The 18,973-nt window shown below is 57.7% G+C and carries 23 protein-coding genes; 7 read left to right on the forward strand and 16 right to left on the reverse strand.

Annotated elements, in window-relative coordinates; all coding sequences use genetic code 11:
• Nucleotides 1–424 precede the first annotated feature (424 nt).
• The 6 genes from LVD08_RS19015 to LVD08_RS19040 all read left to right on the forward strand — a co-directional run bounded on the left by LVD08_RS19015 (nt 425) and on the right by LVD08_RS19040 (nt 4,953).
• The gene (locus LVD08_RS19015; RefSeq protein WP_431061446.1) at nt 425–1,093 is read left to right on the forward strand and encodes a YjfI family protein; all 669 of its coding nucleotides are present in this window, start codon (nt 425–427) and stop codon (nt 1,091–1,093) included.
• A gap of 17 nt (nt 1,094–1,110) precedes the next feature.
• Nucleotides 1,111–1,809 (forward strand): PspA/IM30 family protein, encoded by a 699-nt coding sequence (locus LVD08_RS19020; protein ID WP_115988786.1) that lies wholly within the window; start codon nt 1,111–1,113, stop codon nt 1,807–1,809.
• Between the two features lie 197 nt (nt 1,810–2,006).
• The gene (locus LVD08_RS19025; RefSeq protein WP_247268932.1) at nt 2,007–2,657 is read left to right on the forward strand and encodes a DUF2491 family protein; all 651 of its coding nucleotides are present in this window, start codon (nt 2,007–2,009) and stop codon (nt 2,655–2,657) included.
• Nucleotides 2,658–2,672: 15 nt separating this feature from the next.
• Entirely contained in the window at nt 2,673–3,098 is a 426-nt protein-coding gene (locus tag LVD08_RS19030; protein WP_095139066.1) for a DUF350 domain-containing protein, read from the forward strand.
• Nucleotides 3,099–3,115: 17 nt separating this feature from the next.
• Nucleotides 3,116–3,793 (forward strand): DUF1190 domain-containing protein, encoded by a 678-nt coding sequence (locus LVD08_RS19035; protein ID WP_095139064.1) that lies wholly within the window; start codon nt 3,116–3,118, stop codon nt 3,791–3,793.
• A gap of 2 nt (nt 3,794–3,795) precedes the next feature.
• A complete protein-coding gene (locus LVD08_RS19040; RefSeq protein WP_247268933.1) occupies nt 3,796–4,953 on the forward strand; it encodes a glutathionylspermidine synthase family protein in 1,158 nt (385 codons plus the stop codon).
• A 199-nt stretch (nt 4,954–5,152) separates the two neighbouring features.
• Here LVD08_RS19040 and LVD08_RS19045 read toward each other — a convergent pair whose 3' ends face one another.
• Together LVD08_RS19045 and LVD08_RS19050 are read right to left on the reverse strand one after the other, a co-directional pair.
• On the reverse strand, nt 5,153–5,671 hold the full coding sequence (locus LVD08_RS19045) for a single-stranded DNA-binding protein (RefSeq protein ID WP_247268934.1): 519 nt from the start codon (nt 5,669–5,671) through the stop codon (nt 5,153–5,155).
• A 9-nt stretch (nt 5,672–5,680) separates the two neighbouring features.
• Nucleotides 5,681–7,078, reverse strand: a complete 1,398-nt coding sequence (locus tag LVD08_RS19050; RefSeq protein WP_027614250.1) for an MFS transporter — start codon at nt 7,076–7,078, stop codon at nt 5,681–5,683.
• Nucleotides 7,079–7,269: 191 nt separating this feature from the next.
• On the opposite strand from LVD08_RS19050, the gene uvrA reads away from it, so the two are divergent.
• Entirely contained in the window at nt 7,270–10,104 is a 2,835-nt protein-coding gene (uvrA, locus tag LVD08_RS19055; protein ID WP_027614251.1) for an excinuclease ABC subunit UvrA, read from the forward strand.
• A gap of 63 nt (nt 10,105–10,167) precedes the next feature.
• Here uvrA and bfr read toward each other — a convergent pair whose 3' ends face one another.
• The 14 genes from bfr to rplF all read right to left on the reverse strand — a co-directional run bounded on the left by bfr (nt 10,168) and on the right by rplF (nt 18,967).
• Nucleotides 10,168–10,632 carry a bacterioferritin gene (bfr, locus tag LVD08_RS19060; RefSeq protein WP_003228714.1) on the reverse strand — a complete coding sequence of 155 codons (465 nt, stop codon included), beginning with the start codon at nt 10,630–10,632 and terminating at the stop codon, nt 10,168–10,170.
• A 150-nt stretch (nt 10,633–10,782) separates the two neighbouring features.
• Nucleotides 10,783–12,237: a catalase gene (locus LVD08_RS19065; RefSeq protein ID WP_247268935.1), complete on the reverse strand. Its 1,455-nt coding sequence runs from the start codon at nt 12,235–12,237 to the stop codon at nt 10,783–10,785.
• A 239-nt stretch (nt 12,238–12,476) separates the two neighbouring features.
• The gene (rplQ, locus tag LVD08_RS19070; RefSeq protein WP_003176402.1) at nt 12,477–12,863 is read right to left on the reverse strand and encodes a 50S ribosomal protein L17; all 387 of its coding nucleotides are present in this window, start codon (nt 12,861–12,863) and stop codon (nt 12,477–12,479) included.
• Nucleotides 12,864–12,905: 42 nt separating this feature from the next.
• Nucleotides 12,906–13,907: a DNA-directed RNA polymerase subunit alpha gene (locus LVD08_RS19075; RefSeq protein ID WP_003186012.1), complete on the reverse strand. Its 1,002-nt coding sequence runs from the start codon at nt 13,905–13,907 to the stop codon at nt 12,906–12,908.
• 22 nt (nt 13,908–13,929) lie between these two features.
• The gene (gene rpsD, locus LVD08_RS19080; protein WP_003176404.1) at nt 13,930–14,550 is read right to left on the reverse strand and encodes a 30S ribosomal protein S4; all 621 of its coding nucleotides are present in this window, start codon (nt 14,548–14,550) and stop codon (nt 13,930–13,932) included.
• Between the two features lie 18 nt (nt 14,551–14,568).
• Nucleotides 14,569–14,958: a 30S ribosomal protein S11 gene (gene rpsK / locus LVD08_RS19085; protein ID WP_002555466.1), complete on the reverse strand. Its 390-nt coding sequence runs from the start codon at nt 14,956–14,958 to the stop codon at nt 14,569–14,571.
• Between the two features lie 30 nt (nt 14,959–14,988).
• Nucleotides 14,989–15,345: a 30S ribosomal protein S13 gene (gene rpsM / locus LVD08_RS19090; RefSeq protein WP_008374135.1), complete on the reverse strand. Its 357-nt coding sequence runs from the start codon at nt 15,343–15,345 to the stop codon at nt 14,989–14,991.
• Nucleotides 15,346–15,475: 130 nt separating this feature from the next.
• Nucleotides 15,476–15,592: a 50S ribosomal protein L36 gene (gene rpmJ, locus LVD08_RS19095; protein WP_002555468.1), complete on the reverse strand. Its 117-nt coding sequence runs from the start codon at nt 15,590–15,592 to the stop codon at nt 15,476–15,478.
• 27 nt (nt 15,593–15,619) lie between these two features.
• On the reverse strand, nt 15,620–16,948 hold the full coding sequence (secY, locus tag LVD08_RS19100) for a preprotein translocase subunit SecY (RefSeq protein ID WP_003228718.1): 1,329 nt from the start codon (nt 16,946–16,948) through the stop codon (nt 15,620–15,622).
• Nucleotides 16,949–17,386: a 50S ribosomal protein L15 gene (gene rplO / locus LVD08_RS19105; protein WP_003228720.1), complete on the reverse strand. Its 438-nt coding sequence runs from the start codon at nt 17,384–17,386 to the stop codon at nt 16,949–16,951. It abuts the gene before it with no gap.
• A gap of 3 nt (nt 17,387–17,389) precedes the next feature.
• On the reverse strand, nt 17,390–17,566 hold the full coding sequence (gene rpmD / locus LVD08_RS19110; protein ID WP_003176408.1) for a 50S ribosomal protein L30: 177 nt from the start codon (nt 17,564–17,566) through the stop codon (nt 17,390–17,392).
• Nucleotides 17,567–17,568: 2 nt separating this feature from the next.
• Nucleotides 17,569–18,069 carry a 30S ribosomal protein S5 gene (gene rpsE, locus LVD08_RS19115; RefSeq protein WP_003176409.1) on the reverse strand — a complete coding sequence of 167 codons (501 nt, stop codon included), beginning with the start codon at nt 18,067–18,069 and terminating at the stop codon, nt 17,569–17,571.
• Nucleotides 18,070–18,072: 3 nt separating this feature from the next.
• A complete protein-coding gene (gene rplR, locus LVD08_RS19120; RefSeq protein ID WP_003186037.1) occupies nt 18,073–18,423 on the reverse strand; it encodes a 50S ribosomal protein L18 in 351 nt (116 codons plus the stop codon).
• 10 nt (nt 18,424–18,433) lie between these two features.
• Complete coding sequence (gene rplF, locus LVD08_RS19125; protein WP_007966176.1) at nt 18,434–18,967, reverse strand: 50S ribosomal protein L6; 534 nt, start codon at nt 18,965–18,967, stop codon at nt 18,434–18,436.
• Nucleotides 18,968–18,973 lie beyond the last annotated feature (6 nt).

Consider the following 18,973-nt stretch of genomic DNA (forward strand, 5'->3'; position numbering starts at 1 on the left):
GGGCCGGTGGTGAAGCTGTTTCCACCGGGGTGAAGGTGTGCACACCCCAAAACTAGAATAAGTTTTCAGTGGTTGCGAACCGACCTTGTTTCTTAATATTACTCACAAAGAACAACTTCCTACGCTCTTACGAAGGGCCGCTATTATTTCTTACGGAAACATGCAAAAACAATGTAGGAATTATCTTCAATATTTAAACAATAAAAAATCACAGCGAGAGAATTGAGAAACAAACTCGCCTTCCAGACAATAAACATCAGTGATAAATCAGAAACACACTCTCCACCCGGGACAACGCTTGCGACCCACCACCTCATCAGCGATGTCGACATGCCGAAAAAATCTCACGCGTGAGCCATTGATGGCATTTTGAATTGGTTGTAGTGTGGCTCACGCGTGAGATGTTCATAACGGAGTCATTGCCATGAAAAGCCGCTCCCCCACCGTTGCATCAGAGAGCCCACAGGGAGAGCGCTCGAAACCGTCCGCGAAAAAGCCGTCGAGCTTCTACATGAAGCAGATGCGCGCGGGCCTGGCTGCCGCCGGTTATGTGAAACACGAAACTTGGGTACTTCCGGAAAACCGAAGCTTGCTCAAGCAGATGGAGCAACAGCTACGCCAACCGATTCTGGCTGGCTCATTCATGTCGGAGAATTACATGAGCGCAGGCAACAACTGGAACATCGATAGCCTCTTCAACGCCCTCAAGGCACTGGACGAGGTGGCTTCGCAGGAGATCACGCTGTCTCTGATCCAGAGCTCCGAACCCAGCATCAGGCTGGAAATGAACGAATTCGGCGGTCTGCCGATTCACATTGCCGTGGCCGGTCAGCAGATCATCGTCGACACCGTGCTGGTGGACATCGATTCGATCACTGACGTGCGCGCCTTCAACGACGCCGTGCTGCGCAGCCGGGAAATGTTCCCGCTGTCGTCGATCGGCATCGAGTCGATGCCCAACGGTCAGACCGTCTACAACATGTTTGGCGCCCTCAGCGCCGACTCGAGCCTGACCAACGTCGTCACCGAGGTGAAAACCCTGGTCGACAACGTGCAGCGCGCGAGCGAAGCCTTCGAGCACTTCTTCAAGTAATCAACAGGGAATATCCAATGACTCAGTCCATCTGGAGCAAGTTGTTCACCGCGCTGCGCGGCGGCGCCAATGAAGTCGGCGAAGCGATCGTCGACCAACAGGCCCTGCGCATCCTCGACCAGGAAATCCGCGACGCCGATACCGCGCTGTCGAATGCCCGCCGTGAGCTGGTCACCATCATGGCCAAGCACAAGCTGGCCGCTGATCGCGTGAGCGAGTACGACGCCAAGATCAAGGATCTGGAAGCCAAGGCTGTCTCCGCGCTGAACGCCGGTCGCGAAGACCTGGCCATGGAAGTGGCCGAAGCGATTTCGACCCTGACCAACGACTTGGCCGCCGAGAAAGCCCAGAGCGACGAATTCGGCACCTACGCCGAAAACATGCGCAAGGACATCAGCAAGGCCGAGTCGCGGATCAAGAGCCTGCGCCAGCAAGTGGACATGGCCAAGGCCCGTGAAAGCGTGCAAAAGGCGCAGGTCAGCGCGTCCATCGCCAGCGGCGGTGCCAACGGCAAGCTGGAAACCGCCGTCGGCACGCTGAACCGTCTGCAGGCCAAGCAGCAGCAACGCGCTGCCGAGCTGAGTGCCGCCGATGAACTGGCTGACGCTTCGACCGGCAATGACCTGGAACGCAAACTGCGCGACGCCGGCATCACGCCAAACGAAGGCAGCGCCAATGCGATTCTCGAGCGTCTGAAGCAGAAGTCCGCTCAGTAAGCGTTTGCACAAAAACCTGGGGGAGCGGGCTTGCTCGCGAAAGCGATTTGTCAGTCATTACTTTAGCTGCCTGACACTCCGCCTTCGCGAGCAAGCCCGCTCCCACATGGTTTACGGCGTGTCGTTCGTCGCCCGGCCCGGTACACTGGCGGCGTTTTTTACGACGAACACCTCCACCCGCCTCAAGGAATGTACCCATGGGATGGTTCAAAGACTTGCTGGGCACCAGCAACTGGCAGACCGCTGCGCCAACGCCAACCGTTGCCAGTGGCCTACTCGGGATGGCACAAGGCAAAGGCGTGCGATTCGATTCGACCCTGGCCTTGCTGCTTGATGGCAGCACCTCGGTACAGGTTCCGGCTGCAGAGGCAATCTGGAGCGCCGGCTGGATCGACCTCGGCCAATCCAACAAGCTGCATCGCTACTATCTCAACAACGAAGACTTCTGGCTGCAGATCCACGTCACCGGTGACGACCAGATCGAGTCGGTCACCCTGTTCAACTACCTCAGCTACGTGACCGTCAACAGTGACGCCGAGCTGCAGCGCCTGGCCGGCCCCGCAAGCCCGATCGGCCTGCCGATCTACACCCACGACGGCGTCCAGTACAGCCGCGAATGGGGCACCGAACAAGGCCAGACCGAACTCGTACCGATGACCGAACATGTGGTCAACCCGGACGAGAGCTACACCATCGAACACCACTCTATGCTTTACGCGCGCGAGACCGGCCTGACCGATCGCCGCGAATTGCTGCTGTTCTCCGTCGAACAGGACGAGGAAGGCACCGTCAGCCTGAGCACCTCGCTGGGCATTTCGCTGTACACGACTGATTTGAGCACCATTTAAATAAGGAAGTTTTCCATGCTGGAAGTGCTGGCCGTTTCCCTGAACAAGACCGCACTGGTCGGTTTCGTCGTCTACCTGATCGGCGCCGTGCTGCTGTTCATGCTGTTCCAGTTCGTCTACACCCGTATCACGCCACACAAAGAGTTCGAGCTGATTCGCTCCGGCAACATCGCTGCCGCCATCGCTCTGGCGGGCGCGATCATCGGCTTCGCGATTCCGGCCAGCAATGTGATCGCGTTTTCGGTCAACGTCCTCGATTTTGTGCTGTGGGCGGTGATTGCTGCCGTGGTGCAATTGTTGGCATTCCTCGCCACAAGCCTGGTGCTCAAGGGCACGTCGCAGCGTATCGCCAACGGTGAAATCGCTTCGGGCATCTATGTGGCCGCAGTGGCCATCAGCGTCGGCATGCTCAACGCCGCGTGCATGACCCCGTCCAACTGATCGGCAGGAAGCCTTCGATGAAACGCAGCAAGTACGTTCAACTGTCCCTCGCCGCTTCGGTGGCGCTGGCGATTTCCGGCGAGGTTACCGCGCAGGAGCAGCAACGCTTCCAATCTGTCGAGGAGTGCGTCGGCGCCGAGGTGGCCGCCGATGTCTGCTCCAACGCCTATGTCGCGGCATTGACCGAACACCGACGCATTGCCCCGGCCTACGATGACAAGGCCAAGTGCGACGCCGACTTTGCCGCCGACTGGTGCCAGAAAAACTCCGATGGCCGCTTCGTGCCGAAGCTCGGCGGTTTCAAGGTGCCGCAGAACGGCGAGGCGCCACAGGACCTGAATGCGCTTGCCAATGCGCAGATGCCTGCCGGTGAAGCCTCCGCCGCGCAGAACGCACAAAGTACATCTCACTCGTCCGGCGGCGGCAACGGTTGGCTGACGGGCTGGCTGATCGGCAATGCGATGAGCAACAACGCCAATCGCACAGTCTATCGCGATCGCGATACGCGCCAGACCTACAACACCTCGACGCAGTACCGCAAAATCGAATCGGCACCGGCTACCCGCACCGACACCCGCTACGACAGCACCCGGAGCAAACCGGTCAACGTCGCTTCGTCGACGTCCCGCGGCGGCTTCGGCAGCCAGTCTTCCGCGCGCAGCGGTTGGGGCGGCTGGGGCAGTTCGAGCAGCTGACCATGAAGAAGATCCACTGCGCCGAGCGCCCCGACTGGAAACAGACTGCCGAAAGCCTCGGCTTTCTGTTCCACACCATCGACGACGAGCCGTACTGGGACGAAAGCGCCTACTACCAGTTCACGCTCGCGCAGATTGAAAACGATCTGGAGGATCCGACCACCGAACTGCACGAGATGTGCATGGACCTGGTCGACCGCGTGGTGCACAGCGAAGAGCTGCTGGATCGCCTGAGCATCCCGGCGCCGTACTACGACATGATCCGCACGTCCTGGCTGGAAGGTCATCCGCATCTGTATGGGCGTATGGACTTTTCCTACAACGGCAACGGCCCGGCCAAGCTGTTGGAGCTCAACTACGACACGCCGACCAGCCTCTATGAGGCGGCGGCGTTTCAGTGGGGTTGGCTGGAGCAGTGCATCGAGCGCGGGATGCTGCCGCGCCATGCCGACCAGTTCAACAGCATCGATACCAAGCTGCACCAGGCGTTTGCCGAGTTGCAGCTCAAGCGGCCGTTCTACTTTGCGTCGATGAAAGACTCGGTCGAAGACAAGGGGACCACCGACTACTTGCGCCTGATCGCGGAAAAGGTCGGCATCGAATCCCGGCACATCGACATCGAAGACATCGGCCTGACCGCCGAGGGTCGCTTCGTCGACCTTGAGGATCGCTGGATCCCGCACCTGTTCAAGCTACATGCCTGGGAATTTATTTTCCACGAGCCATTCGGTGCAGCAATCTCCGAAAGCGATACGCAGTTCTTCGAACCGGCGTGGAAGTCGATCCTGTCGAACAAAGGCGCGCTGCCTTTGCTGTGGGAGCTGCACAAGGGGCATCCGAATCTGCTGGCGGCGCATCTTGATCCGAATCCGGCCAGTGCAGTGCCCAAGGGTTGGGTGCGCAAACCGTACTTCTCCCGCGAAGGCGCGAATATCGAGCTGCAAACGGCAGAAGGTCTGATCGTCAAAGAAGACGGCCCCTACACCGATGCGCCATTCATCCTGCAGGAATTTGCGCCATTGCCGAAGTTCGACGACAGCTACACGCTGATCGGCTCGTGGGTGATTGGTGATCAGGCGGCGGGGATCGGCGTGCGCGAAGACAACAGTCTGATCACCAAGGATTCAAGCCGGTTTCTGCCGCACCTGATCCTCGACTGAAACACACACCCGCATTTGTGGGAGCGGGCTTGCTCGCGAAAGCGGACTGCCATTCAACAAATGCTTTGACTGACCCGAAGCCTTCGCGAGCAAGCCCGCTCCCACAGGAGATCAGTGGTAATCGCGGACCTTGCGCCACAAAAAAGGCCCGTCGTGTTGGACGACGGGCCTTTTTATTCAGCGCGGAAGCAGCAGCGAATCAGAACGGGATATCGTCATCGAGGCTGGCGAAATCCGGAGCCGGTTGCGGTGCAGCCTGCTGTGGAGCCGGGGCTGGACGCTGTTGCGGAGCCGACTGCTGCGGACGCGGAGCCTGTTGGCGTGGCGCCTGCTGCTGGTAGTTGTTGCCACCGCCTTGTTGGTCGCCCTGTTGTGGACGGCCGCCGAGCAGTTGCATGGTGCCTTGCATGTCGACCACGATTTCTGTGGTGTAACGCTTGATACCGTCTTTTTCCCACTCGCGGGTCTGCAGCTTGCCTTCGATGTACACCTGCGAACCTTTACGCAGGTACTCGCCGGCGATTTCCGCAACCTTGCCGAACATCGAAACACGGTGCCATTCGGTCTTCTCGACCTTTTGACCGGTTTGCTTGTCGGTCCACTGTTCGCTGGTTGCCAGACTCAGGTTGGTCACGGCGTTACCGTTAGGCAGGTAGCGAACTTCGGGATCCTGGCCGCAAGTGCCGACCAATATGACTTTGTTAACCCCACGGGCCATAACGTTCTCCTAGGCTTCGCAAGCAGCCCCGGCCGGGTTGTTCACCAGGCGTTCGAGGGTGTCGCGATCCACTAATTCTTTGTCCAGTTTGATGTAAACAGCCGCTTCATCAGCAACTATCACTGCATCTGTTACCCCTACGAGGGCCTTGAGGCGCTCGACCAGACCCGCTTCGCGGATCGCCTCGGGCGACAACGGCAAGCGCAGGCTCGTCACGTAGGGAGGTTCGCGCATGGTAACAGCAAAGGCCAGCCAGATGGCAGCCAGACCCGCACATCCAAGGAACACAACCGACAGACCGCCATGCTGAAACAGCCAGCCGCCAAGTATCCCGCCGAGCGCCGAACCGAGGAACTGGCTGGTGGAATACACGCCCATGGCCGTGCCCTTCCCGCCTGCCGGTGAAACCTTGCTGATCAGCGACGGCAACGAAGCTTCCAGCAGATTGAACGCGGTGAAGAACACCACCGTACCGATCACCAGAGCCCGCAAACTGTCACCGAACTGCCAGAAGAATAGCTCAGTGAGCATCAGCGTCAGGACGGCGCCGAGCAAAATTCGTTTCATTTTGCGTTTCTTCTCGCCGTAGATGATGAACGGGATCATGGCGAAGAAAGAGATCAGTAGCGCAGTCAGATAAACCCACCAGTGCTGCTCCTTGGGCAGCCCGGCCTTTTCCACCAGCGCCAGCGGCAGGGCGACGAAGCTCGACATCAGCATCGCGTGCAACACAAAAATGCCCAAGTCCAGGCGCAGCAGATCCGGATGTTTGAGCGTCGGCATCAAGGCCTGACGCGCCACTCCGGATTCACGATGGCTCAGCGGCCCGGTGGATTTCGGCACCATGAACATCACGATGACGATGCCGAACAGGGCCATGCCGCCAGTGGCGAGGAACAGACCGGACAGGCCGAACGCGCGGGTCAGCAACGGCCCGACCACCATGGCCACGGCGAACGACAGACCGATGGTCATACCGATCATGGCCATGGCTTTGGTACGGTGTTGTTCACGGGTCAGGTCGGAAAGCAGTGCCATGACCGCAGCGGAAATCGCCCCGGCGCCCTGCAGGATGCGTCCGGCAATCACGCCCCAGATCGAATCGGCCTGAGCCGCCAGCACACTGCCAAGGGCGAAGACCACCAGCCCGAGGAAAATCACCGGCCGCCGGCCGATACGGTCGGAAATGATCCCGAACGGAATCTGGAAAATCGCCTGGGTCAGGCCGTAAGCGCCAATCGCCAGCCCGATCAGGGCCGGGGTCGCTCCCGCCAGGTCCATGCCGTAGGTCGCCAGTACCGGCAACACCATGAACATGCCAAGCATACGGAAGGCGAACACCAGGGCCAGACCGCTCGCTGCGCGGGTCTCGCTGCCACTCATGCGTTCGCTGTGGGGATCGTGCATGGAAAAACCTCGTGTGAACCGGCGGCGATTCTACCAGTCCCATCGAAAGACGGGGTATATCGCGACGCTATGACGCGTATAGATGAAACTCTCTTCATGCAAGGTAAAAAACCCTTCGTTTGATAGTGTGCATCCATCCAGTATTTGCCCGTATACTCCTACGTTTTCGACGCCCGCCGAGCGAGGCCACTTTGGACAAGATCCTGATACGTGGGGCCCGTACCCACAACCTGAAGAACATCGACCTGACCCTGCCACGGGACAAACTGATCGTCATCACCGGCCTGTCCGGATCCGGCAAGTCGTCCCTGGCCTTCGACACGCTGTACGCCGAAGGTCAGCGCCGCTATGTCGAATCCCTGTCGGCCTACGCCCGACAGTTCCTGTCGATGATGGAAAAACCCGACGTCGACACCATTGAAGGTTTGTCGCCGGCGATCTCCATCGAACAGAAGTCGACCTCGCACAACCCGCGTTCCACGGTCGGCACCATCACCGAAATCTATGATTACCTGCGCCTGCTGTATGCACGCGTCGGTACGCCGCGCTGCCCGGATCACGATATTCCACTGGAGGCGCAGACCGTCAGCCAGATGGTCGATCTGGTGCTGGCACAACCGGAAGGCAGCAAACTGATGTTGCTGGCGCCGGTTATTCGCGAACGCAAAGGTGAACACCTTTCGGTTTTCGAAGAGCTGCGTGCCCAAGGCTTCGTCCGCGCCCGGGTCAACGGCCGCATTTGCGAACTCGATGAACTGCCGAAACTGGATAAACAGAAGAAGCACTCGATCGATGTGATCGTCGACCGTTTCAAGGTCCGCGCCGACCTGCAGCAGCGTCTGGCCGAGTCGTTCGAAACCGCACTGAAGCTGGCGGACGGCATTGCCCTGGTGGCGCCGATGGACGACGAGCCGGGTGAAGAGATGATCTTCTCCGCGCGCTTCGCCTGCCCGATCTGCGGCCACGCGATCAGCGAACTGGAACCGAAGCTGTTCTCCTTCAACAACCCGGCCGGCGCCTGCCCGACCTGCGATGGGCTGGGCGTGAAGCAGTTCTTCGACATCAAGCGCCTGGTCAATGGTGAACTGACCCTGGCCGAGGGCGCGATCCGTGGCTGGGACCGGCGTAACGTCTATTACTTCCAGATGCTCGGCTCACTGGCCTCGCACTACAAGTTCAGTCTTGAGAAGCCGTTCAACGAGCTGACCGCCGAACAGCAGAAGCAAATCCTGCATGGCAGCGGCTCACAGAATGTCGACTTCAAATACCTCAACGACCGCGGCGACATCGTCAAACGTTCGCACCCGTTCGAAGGCATCGTGCCGAACCTTGAACGTCGCTACCGCGAAACCGAATCGGCCAGCGTGCGTGAAGAGCTGGCCAAGTTCCTCAGCACCCAGGCTTGCCCGGATTGCCGCGGCACCCGTCTGCGTCGTGAAGCGCGGCACGTCTGGGTGGGCGAGAAAACCCTGCCGGCGGTGACCAACCTGCCGATCGGCGATGCCTGCGAGTACTTCGGCGAGCTGAAGATGACCGGCCGTCGCGGCGAAATCGCCGACAAGATCCTTAAGGAAATCCGCGAGCGTCTGCAGTTCCTGGTCAACGTCGGCCTCGACTATCTATCGCTGGATCGCAGCGCCGACACCCTGTCCGGTGGCGAGGCGCAACGCATTCGTCTGGCGAGCCAGATCGGCGCCGGTCTGGTCGGGGTGCTGTATATCCTCGACGAACCGTCCATCGGCCTGCATCAGCGCGATAACGACCGGTTGCTCGGCACCCTCAAGCACCTGCGCGACATCGGCAACACGGTGATCGTGGTCGAACACGACGAAGACGCGATTCGTCTGGCCGACTATGTGGTGGATATCGGGCCGGGCGCCGGGGTGCACGGCGGGCAGATCGTGGCTGAAGGTACGCCGGCCGAAGTCATGGCGCACCCGGATTCCCTGACCGGTAAATACCTGTCGGGGCGGGTGAAGATCGAAGTGCCGGCCAAACGCACGCCGCGTAACAAGAAGCTGACGCTGTCGCTCAAGGGCGCGCGCGGCAACAACCTGCGCAACGTCGATCTGGAAATCCCGATCGGTCTGCTGACCTGCGTGACCGGCGTTTCCGGCTCGGGCAAATCGACGTTGATCAACAACACGCTGTTCCCGTTGAGCGCTACTGCACTCAATGGTGCGACCACGCTGGAAGCGGCCGCGCACGACAGCATCAAAGGCCTGGAACATCTCGACAAAGTCGTCGATATCGACCAGAGCCCGATCGGCCGTACGCCACGTTCCAACCCGGCGACCTACACCGGGCTGTTCACACCGATCCGCGAACTGTTTGCCGGCGTGCCTGAGTCGCGCTCCCGTGGTTACGGCCCGGGGCGCTTCTCGTTCAACGTCAAGGGCGGGCGCTGTGAGGCGTGTCAGGGCGACGGTCTGATCAAAGTGGAAATGCACTTCCTGCCGGACATCTACGTGCCGTGCGATGTGTGCAAGAGCAAGCGCTACAACCGCGAAACCCTTGAGATCAAATACAAGGGCAAGAGCATCCACGAAACCCTCGAGATGACCATCGAGGAAGCCCGGGAGTTCTTCGACGCGGTACCGGCGCTTGCACGCAAGCTACAGACGTTGATGGATGTGGGCCTGTCGTACATCAAGCTCGGGCAGTCGGCAACCACGCTGTCCGGTGGTGAAGCGCAGCGGGTCAAGCTGTCACGCGAGCTGTCCAAGCGCGACACCGGCAAAACTCTGTATATCCTCGATGAGCCGACCACCGGCCTGCACTTTGCGGATATCCAGCAATTGCTCGACGTGCTGCATCGCTTGCGCGACCACGGCAATACCGTAGTGGTGATCGAGCACAATCTGGACGTGATCAAGACCGCCGACTGGCTGGTGGATCTGGGGCCAGAGGGCGGCTCCAAGGGTGGTCAGATCATCGCCACCGGTACGCCGGAGGAAGTGGCCGAGATGAAGCAGTCTCACACCGGTCATTACCTCAAGCCATTGCTGATTCGCGATCGGGCCTGATCTCCGGGCATGAAAAAGCCCCTGTCACTTCAACCGTGACAGGGGCTTTTTTGTATCTGGCAATCAGGTGTGGGATTGCAGGTAATTCTCGAGACCGATGAGTTTGATCAGTCCCAACTGCTTTTCCAGCCAGTAGGTGTGATCTTCTTCAGTGTCGTTGAGCTGAACACGCAGGATTTCGCGACTGACATAATCCTTGTGCTGCTCGCACAACTCAATGCCTTTGCACAGAGCGGCGCGGACTTTGTACTCGAGACGCAGATCGGCTTCGAGCATCTCCGGGACGGTGGTGCCGACGTCGAGATCGTCCGGGCGCATGCGCGGTGTACCTTCGAGCATCAGGATCCGGCGCATCAGTGCGTCGGCGTGACCGGCCTCTTCTTCCATCTCGTGGTTGATTCGTTCGTAGAGCTTGGTGAAACCCCAGTCCTCATACATCCGCGAGTGAACAAAATATTGGTCACGTGCGGCCAGTTCGCCGGTCAGCAACGTGTTGAGGTAATCGATTACGTCTGGGTGGCCTTGCATCGCCCTACATCTCCCTGCTTGAAAGTTTGTAGTTTGAACCAAGCTGACCGGAAGGTCACCCCGTTTCGCGCAATAAAAGCGAAGATATTCTGAGAAAACCAGCCTAAATAACGCAAAAACCGCCCCAATGAGGGCGGTTCTGCTTCTCGTTTAGACTTCGTTAAGCTGTACGTCGAGCAGCTTTGCGATTGCTTCTCCATACGCCGGATCGGCCTTATAGAAATGCTGCAACTGACGATCAACCACATCAGGTGAAACACCGCTCATGGCGCCGGCGATATTGCTGACCAGCAAGGCTTTCTGCTCGTCGCTCATCAGACGGAACAGCGCACCGGCGTGGCTGTAGTAATCGGTGTCTTCGCGATGATCGTAACGGTCAGCAGCACCGCTCAATGCCAGTGCAGGCTCGGCGTAGTGCGGAGCTTGCTTCGGTGATTCAATGTAGCTGTTCGGTTCGTAGTTAGGTGCTGCACCACCATTGCTGCCGAAGGCCATCGAGCCGTCGCGCTGGTAGGTATTCACCGGGCTGCGCGGCGCATTCACCGGTAATTGTTGGTGGTTTGTGCCCACGCGATAGCGATGTGCATCGGCGTAGGCGAATACGCGGCCTTGCAGCATGCGATCCGGCGACAGACCGACACCTGGCACCATGTTGCTCGGACCGAATGCGGCTTGCTCGACCTCGGCAAAGTAGTTCAGCGGGTTGCGGTTCAGCTCCAGTTCGCCGACTTCGATCAGCGGAAACTCCTTTTGCGACCAGGTCTTGGTCACGTCGAACGGGTTCTCGTAGTGCGCTGCAGCCTGAGCCTCGGTCATGATCTGAATGCATACGCGCCATTTCGGGAAATCGCCACGCTCGATGGCTTCGAACAGATCACGCTGAGCGTAATCCGGATCGGTACCCGCCAGGCGCGCAGCATCGGCCGGTGCCAGGTTCTTGATGCCCTGCTTGGTTTTGTAGTGCCACTTCACCCAGTGACGCTCACCTTTGGCATTGATCAGGCTGTAGGTGTGGCTGCCGAAGCCGTGCATATGGCGATAGCCGTCGGGAATGCCACGATCCGAGAACAGAATGGTCACTTGATGCAGTGCTTCCGGCGAATGCGACCAGAAGTCCCACATCATCTGGGCGCTTTTCAGGTTGCTCTGCGGCAGACGTTTCTGCGTGTGGATAAAGTCGGGAAACTTCAGTGGATCACGAATGAAGAAAACAGGGGTGTTGTTGCCAACGATGTCCCAGTTGCCCTCTTCGGTGTAGAACTTGAGGGCGAACCCACGTGGATCACGTTCAGTGTCAGCCGAGCCACGTTCGCCGCCTACAGTGGAGAAGCGCAAGAACGTTGGCGTTTGCTTGCCCACGGCCTCAAACAGTCTGGCGCTGGTGTATTCGGTGATATCACGGGTTACGGTGAACGTACCGTAAGCACCCGAGCCCTTGGCGTGCACGCGGCGCTCAGGAATGTTTTCACGGTTGAAATGGGCAAGCTTCTCGATCAGATGAAAATCGTCGAGCAGCAGCGGGCCACGGGGGCCGGCGGAGCGAGAATTCTGGTTATCGGCGACAGGTGCGCCACTGGCGGTCGTAAGCGTTTTGATCTGGCTCATACGGTCTTCTTCCTCTGTCAGTCTTGAAACTGCCGGCTAATCGGCTTGCTGGGAAGTATTGATCATCGATGAGACACCTACAAATTCATTAACTTGCAGTCATCGATAGATAATTACTAATTATGTTTCCCTGCACATAGTGGCAACACAACAATGTCAGAAGCTTGTACGAACAGCGCATTTCTTGCGGGCACAAAAAACCGGGCACTAGGCCCGGTTTTTCGTTTCAGACTGACGTCTTACTCGGCGGATACAGCTTCGCCAGCAGTAGCACGATCAACCAACTCGACGTACGCCATAGGCGCGTTGTCGCCAGCGCGGAAGCCGCACTTGAGGATGCGCAGGTAGCCACCCTCACGGGTAGCGTAACGCTTGCCCAGGTCGTTGAAGAGCTTACCAACGATAGCTTTCGAACGAGTACGGTCGAAAGCCAGACGGCGGTTAGCCAGGCTGTCTGTCTTGGCCAGAGTGATCAGCGGCTCGGCAACGCGGCGCAGTTCTTTGGCTTTTGGCAGAGTAGTCTTGATCAGCTCGTGCTCGAACAACGACACCGCCATGTTCTGGAACATGGCCTTGCGGTGCGAGCTGGTGCGGCTCAGGTGACGCCCACTTTTACGATGACGCATGGTTCATTCCTTACCAAACACTACGTTCGGTGATTACGACGATCAGGCAGTCGCCTTGTCGTCCTTCTTAAGACTTGCAGGCGGCCAGTTGTCGAGGCGCATGCCGAGGGACAGACCGCGGGAGGCCAGAACGTCCTTGATTTCAGTCAAGGATTTCTTGCCCAGGTTCGGAGTCTTCAACAGCTCTACTTCGGTACGCTGAATCAGGTCGCCGATGTAGTAGATGTTTTCCGCCTTAAGGCAGTTAGCCGAACGTACAGTCAGTTCCAGATCGTCAACCGGGCGAAGCAGGATCGGATCGATCTCGTCTTCCTGCTCGACAACCACTGGCTCACTGTCACCTTTGAGGTCGACGAACGCAGCCAACTGCTGTTGCAGGATGGTTGCAGCGCGGCGGATAGCCTCTTCAGGATCCAGAGTACCGTTGGTTTCCAGATCAATAACCAGCTTGTCCAGGTTGGTACGCTGCTCGACACGGGCGTTTTCCACCACGTATGCGATACGGCGAACCGGGCTGAACGAAGAGTCGAGCTGCAAGCGACCAATGCTGCGGCTTTCGTCTTCATCGCTCTGACGCGAGTCGGCTGGCTCATAACCACGACCACGAGCTACGGTGAGCTTCATGTTCAGGGCGCCGTTAGACGCCAGGTTAGCGATTACGTGATCGGGGTTAACGATCTCGACATCATGATCCAGCTGAATATCGGCAGCGGTAACCACCCCCGAACCCTTCTTCGACAAGGTCAGCGTAACTTCGTCACGACCGTGCAGCTTGATGGCCAGACCTTTAAGGTTCAACAGGATTTCAATTACGTCTTCCTGTACACCTTCGATGGCGCTGTACTCGTGGAGCACACCGTCAATCTCGGCCTCGACTACTGCGCAGCCGGGCATTGAGGACAACAGGATGCGGCGCAGCGCGTTGCCCAGGGTGTGGCCAAAACCACGCTCGAGAGGCTCGAGAGTGATCTTGGCGCGGGTTGGACTGACAACCTGCACATCAATGTGGCGGGGTGTCAGGAACTCATTTACCGAAATCTGCATGGATGCACCTATTTTCTAGCCCTTACTTGGAGTAGAGCTCGACAATCAGGCTTTCGTTGATGTCGGCGGACAGATCACTGCGAGCAGGAACGTTCTTGAAAACGCCCGACTTCTTCTCAGTGTCTACTTCTACCCATTCTACGCGGCCACGTTGGGCACACAGATCGAGAGCTTGGACAATGCGAAGTTGGTTTTTTGCTTTCTCGCGAACTGCGACCACGTCACCAGCACGAACCTGATACGACGGAACGTTTACGGTCTGACCGTTAACGCTGATCGACTTGTGCGATACCAGCTGACGGGATTCGGCACGAGTCGAACCAAAGCCCATACGGTATACAACGTTGTCCAGACGGCATTCGAGCAGTTGCAGCAGGTTTTCACCGGTTGCACCTTTCTTGCCAGCAGCTTCTTTGTAGTAGCCGCTGAACTGACGCTCGAGAACGCCGTAGATACGACGGACCTTCTGCTTTTCACGCAGCTGGGTGCCGTAGTCGGACTGGCGACCGCGGCGTTGGCCGTGGATACCAGGTGCTGCTTCAATGTTGCACTTCGATTCGATCGCGCGCACGCCGCTCTTCAGGAAGAGATCGGTGCCTTCGCGACGAGCGAGTTTGCATTTTGGACCAATGTAACGAGCCATTCTTTACAATCTCCTGGATTACACGCGGCGCTTCTTCGGCGGACGGCACCCGTTGTGCGGGATTGGCGTCACGTCGGTGATGCTGGCGATCTTGTAGCCACAGCCGTTCAAAGCGCGGACTGCGGATTCACGACCTGGACCTGGACCCTTGACGTTAACGTCGAGGTTTTTCAGGCCGTATTCCAGCGCAGCTTGACCAGCACGCTCAGCAGCTACTTGAGCAGCGAACGGGGTGGACTTGCGGGAACCGCGGAAACCCGAACCACCGGAGGTAGCCCAGGAAAGAGCGTTACCTTGACGGTCGGTAATGGTCACGATGGTGTTGTTAAAAGAAGCATGGATGTGGGCGATGCCATCAACCACTGTCTTTTTAACTTTTTTACGAGGACGAGCAGCAGGTTTTGCCATGATTAAATTCCTGTCGATTCGCTGGGGCGATTACTTGCGGATCGGCTTACGCGGACCTTTACGGGTACGCGCGTTGGTCTTGGTACGCTGACCGCGTACTGGAAGACCGCGACGATGACGCAGACCGCGATAGCAACCGAGGTCCATCAAGCGCTTGATTTTCATGTTGATTTCGCGACGCAGGTCACCTTCAGTGGTGAACTTCGCCACTTCGCCACGCAGCTGTTCAATTTGCTCGTCGCTCAGATCTTTGATCTTTGCTGCTGGGTTTACCCCAGTGTCTGCACAGATTTTCTGCGCAGTAGTGCGACCGACACCATAGATGTAGGTCAGCGAGATAACAGTATGCTTGTTATCTGGAATGTTAACGCCTGCAATACGGGCCATTCAGTGGGACTCCAATTGACAGCTACCTACGCCCCGGAAGCCAAGAAATAGGGCGCGAGATAATATCGCTGTAATAACAAATAATCAACCCGGCAGCGCACTAGCTGCCGGGCTTGAAGCACAATCACACTCAGCCTTGGCGCTGTTTGTGACGCGGTTCCGCGCTGCAAATTACTCGAACAACACCTTCGCGGCGAATAATCTTGCAGTTACGGCACAGCTTTTTCACCGATGCACGAACTTTCATCACCAACTCCTCGAACCTTATGGGTACTCAGCGCAACATGCCGCTGCCGTAACCCTTCAGGTTGGCTTTCTTCATCAGGGATTCGTACTGGTGCGAAACGAGGTGCGATTGTACTTGGGACATGAAGTCCATCACAACCACGACCACGATCAGCAACGAGGTCCCGCCAAGGTAGAACGGAACGTTTGCTGCAACCACCAGGAATTGGGGCAACAGGCACACGGCCGTCATGTAAAGAGCACCGAACATGGTCAAGCGAGTCAGAACGCCATCAATATAGCGTGCAGACTGCTCACCTGGACGGATGCCCGGAATAAAGGCACCGGACTTCTTCAGGTTTTCCGCTACGTCTTTCGGATTGAACATCAACGCCGTATAGAAGAAGCAGAAGAAAATAATCCCTGCACTAAACAGCAGAATATTCAACGGCTGACCAGGAGCGATCGACTGCGAGATGTCCTGCAACCAGCCCATACCTTCAGACTGACCAAACCAGGCACCCAACGAAGCCGGGAACAGCAAAATGCTGCTCGCGAAAATAGCCGGAATAACACCGGCCATGTTCACCTTCAGCGGCAAGTGGCTTGTCTGCGCAGCAAAAACCTTGCGGCCCTGCTGACGCTTGGCGTAGTGAACAGCGATACGACGCTGGCCACGCTCAATGAACACCACGAAACCGATAATCGCTACTGCCAGCAAACCGATGGCAACCAAGGCGAAGATATTGATATCACCCTGACGCGCAGACTCGAAAGACTGCCCGATTGCTCTCGGAAGACCGGCGACGATACCCGAAAAAATCAACATCGAGATACCGTTGCCTACACCACGCTCAGTAATCTGCTCACCCAGCCACATCATGAACATCGCACCAGCCACAAAAGTGGATACCGCGACGAAATGGAAGCCAAAGTCACCAGTGAACGCAACGCCCTGCCCCGCCAGACCAATGGACATGCCAATAGCCTGAACGAGAGCGAGGACGACGGTGCCGTAGCGGGTGTACTGGCTGATCTTGCGACGGCCAGCTTCACCTTCCTTCTTCAACTGCTCCAGCTGCGGGCTGACGGCGGTCATCAGTTGCATGATGATCGATGCCGAAATGTACGGCATGATCCCCAGTGCAAAGATGCTCATCCGTTCCAGCGCGCCGCCGGAGAACATGTTGAACAAGCTAAGAATGGTCCCCTCATTCTGTCGAAACAGGTCTGCGAGTCGGTCCGGGTTGATACCTGGAACCGGGATGTGTGCGCCTATTCGGTAGACGATAATCGCCAGGAACAGAAAACGCAGACGAGCCCAGAGTTCAGACATACCGCCTTTGCCGAGCGCAGAGAGAGCACCTTGCTTAGCCATTTATTCCTCGAACTTGCCGCCAGCTGCTTCGATAGCCGCACGCGCACCTTTGGTGGCGCCGATTCCCTTGCCGATAGTGACAGCGCGAGTCACTTCACCGGACAGCATGATTTTCACACGCTGTACGTTGACATTGATCACGTTGGCATCTTTCAGGGACTGCACGGTGACGATGTCGCCTTCCACTTTGGCCAGCTCGGACAGACGCACTTCTGCGCGGTCCATGGCTTTCAGGGAAACGAAACCGAACTTCGGCAGGCGACGATGCAGCGGCTGTTGACCGCCTTCAAAGCCTGGAGCAATAGTGCCACCGGAGCGGGAGGTTTGACCTTTGTGGCCACGGCCACCAGTCTTACCCAAACCGCTACCGATACCACGGCCCGGACGATGCTTTTCGCGACGGGAACCCGGCGCTGGACTCAGATCATTGAGTTTCATCGATTAACCCTCGACACGCAGCATGTAGTAAGCCTTGTTGATCATCCCGCGATTCTCGGGAGTATCCTGGACTTCTACAGTGTGACCGATGCGACGCAGACCCAGACCCTTAACGCACAGTTTGTGGTTAGGGATGCGGCCGGTCATGCTTTTGATCAGCGTAACTTTAACGGTAGCCATGATCAGAAGATCTCCTTGACAGTCAGGCCACGCTTGGCAGCGATGGACTCAGGAGATTGCATGGCTTTCAGACCTTTGAAAGTGGCGTGAACCACGTTTACCGGGTTAGTCGAGCCGTAGCACTTGGCCAGAACGTTCTGAACGCCAGCAACTTCGAGGACAGCACGCATAGCGCCGCCAGCGATGATACCGGTACCTTCAGAAGCAGGCTGCATGTACACCTTCGAAGCGCCGTGAGCGGACTTCATTGCGTACTGCAGGGTAGTGCCGTTCAGGTCAACTTGAATCATGTTGCGGCGAGCAGCTTCCATTGCCTTCTGGATCGCAGCAGGCACTTCACGCGACTTGCCACGGCCGAAGCCAACACGCCCTTTACCATCACCAACCACGGTCAACGCGGTGAAAGTGAAGATACGGCCGCCTTTAACGGTTTTGGCTACGCGGTTAACTTGAACCAGCTTCTCAATGTAGCCTTCGTCGCGCTTTTGGTCGTTATTTGACATAACTTAGAACTCCAGCCCAGCTTCACGAGCAGCATCAGCCAGCGCTTTAACGCGGCCATGGTACTTGAAGCCAGAGCGGTCGAAAGCCACTTGCGAGACGCCAGCGGCCTTAGCACGCGTAGCGACCAGCTGGCCAACCTTTGTGGCCGCGTCGATGTTGCCAGTGGCGCCATCACGCAGTTCTTTATCCAAAGTCGAGGCGCTTGCCAGGACTTTGTTGCCGTCGGCCGAGATGACCTGGGCGTAGATGTGCTGCGACGAGCGGAACACGCAGAGACGCACGACTTCGAGTTCGTGCATTTTCAGGCGTGCTTTGCGAGCGCGACGCAGTCGAGTAACTTTTTTGTCGGTCATTTGCTATGCCCTACTTCTTCTTGGCTTCTTTACGACGGACGACTTCGTCCGCGTAGCGCACACCTTTGCCTTTGTACGGCTCTGGTGGACGGAAGTCGCGGATCTCAGCGGCCACTTGACCTACCAGCTGTTTATCGATGCCCTTGATCAGGATATCGGTCTGGCTAGGAGTCTCAGCGGTGATGCCTTGCGGCAGTTCGTAATCCACTGGGTGCGAGAAGCCAAGAGCCAGGTTCAGCACCTGACCTTTTGCTTGCGCTTTGTAACCAACACCGACCAGCTGGAGCTTGCGCTCGAAGCCTTGGCTTACGCCTTGGACCATGTTGTTTACCAACGCACGCGTGGTACCGGCCATTGCGCGAGTCTGTTGATCGCCATTGCGAGCAGCGAAACGCAGCTCACCAGCTTCTTCAACGATCTCAACGGACGAATGGATGTTCAGTTCAAGAGTACCCTTGGCACCCTTCACCGAAAGCTGTTGGCCTGCGAATTTTACTTCGACACCGGCTGGCAGCTTAACGGGGTTCTTAGCGACGCGAGACATGCTTAT

The sequence above is a fragment of the Pseudomonas sp. YL2 genome (assembly GCF_023063025.1).
GTDB lineage: Bacteria > Pseudomonadota > Gammaproteobacteria > Pseudomonadales > Pseudomonadaceae > Aquipseudomonas > Aquipseudomonas putida_A.

Coding starts and splice junctions, on each gene's coding strand:
- LVD08_RS19015 (WP_431061446.1), top strand. CDS start 425: ATGAAAAGCCGCTCCCCCACCGTTGCATCAGAGAGCCCACAGGGAGAG.
- LVD08_RS19020 (WP_115988786.1), top strand. CDS start 1,111: ATGACTCAGTCCATCTGGAGCAAGTTGTTCACCGCGCTGCGCGGCGGC.
- LVD08_RS19025 (WP_247268932.1), top strand. CDS start 2,007: ATGGGATGGTTCAAAGACTTGCTGGGCACCAGCAACTGGCAGACCGCT.
- LVD08_RS19030 (WP_095139066.1), top strand. CDS start 2,673: ATGCTGGAAGTGCTGGCCGTTTCCCTGAACAAGACCGCACTGGTCGGT.
- LVD08_RS19035 (WP_095139064.1), top strand. CDS start 3,116: ATGAAACGCAGCAAGTACGTTCAACTGTCCCTCGCCGCTTCGGTGGCG.
- LVD08_RS19040 (WP_247268933.1), top strand. CDS start 3,796: ATGAAGAAGATCCACTGCGCCGAGCGCCCCGACTGGAAACAGACTGCC.
- LVD08_RS19045 (WP_247268934.1), bottom strand. CDS start 5,671: ATGGCCCGTGGGGTTAACAAAGTCATATTGGTCGGCACTTGCGGCCAG.
- LVD08_RS19050 (WP_027614250.1), bottom strand. CDS start 7,078: ATGCACGATCCCCACAGCGAACGCATGAGTGGCAGCGAGACCCGCGCA.
- bfr (WP_003228714.1), bottom strand. CDS start 10,632: ATGCAAGGCCACCCAGACGTAATCGATTACCTCAACACGTTGCTGACC.
- LVD08_RS19065 (WP_247268935.1), bottom strand. CDS start 12,237: ATGAGCCAGATCAAAACGCTTACGACCGCCAGTGGCGCACCTGTCGCC.
- rplQ (WP_003176402.1), bottom strand. CDS start 12,863: ATGCGTCATCGTAAAAGTGGGCGTCACCTGAGCCGCACCAGCTCGCAC.
- LVD08_RS19075 (WP_003186012.1), bottom strand. CDS start 13,907: ATGCAGATTTCGGTAAATGAGTTCCTGACACCCCGCCACATTGATGTG.
- rpsD (WP_003176404.1), bottom strand. CDS start 14,550: ATGGCTCGTTACATTGGTCCAAAATGCAAACTCGCTCGTCGCGAAGGC.
- rpsK (WP_002555466.1), bottom strand. CDS start 14,958: ATGGCAAAACCTGCTGCTCGTCCTCGTAAAAAAGTTAAAAAGACAGTG.
- rpsM (WP_008374135.1), bottom strand. CDS start 15,345: ATGGCCCGTATTGCAGGCGTTAACATTCCAGATAACAAGCATACTGTT.
- rpmJ (WP_002555468.1), bottom strand. CDS start 15,592: ATGAAAGTTCGTGCATCGGTGAAAAAGCTGTGCCGTAACTGCAAGATT.
- secY (WP_003228718.1), bottom strand. CDS start 16,948: ATGGCTAAGCAAGGTGCTCTCTCTGCGCTCGGCAAAGGCGGTATGTCT.
- rplO (WP_003228720.1), bottom strand. CDS start 17,386: ATGAAACTCAATGATCTGAGTCCAGCGCCGGGTTCCCGTCGCGAAAAG.
- rpmD (WP_003176408.1), bottom strand. CDS start 17,566: ATGGCTACCGTTAAAGTTACGCTGATCAAAAGCATGACCGGCCGCATC.
- rpsE (WP_003176409.1), bottom strand. CDS start 18,069: ATGTCAAATAACGACCAAAAGCGCGACGAAGGCTACATTGAGAAGCTG.
- rplR (WP_003186037.1), bottom strand. CDS start 18,423: ATGACCGACAAAAAAGTTACTCGACTGCGTCGCGCTCGCAAAGCACGC.
- rplF (WP_007966176.1), bottom strand. CDS start 18,967: ATGTCTCGCGTCGCTAAGAACCCCGTTAAGCTGCCAGCCGGTGTCGAA.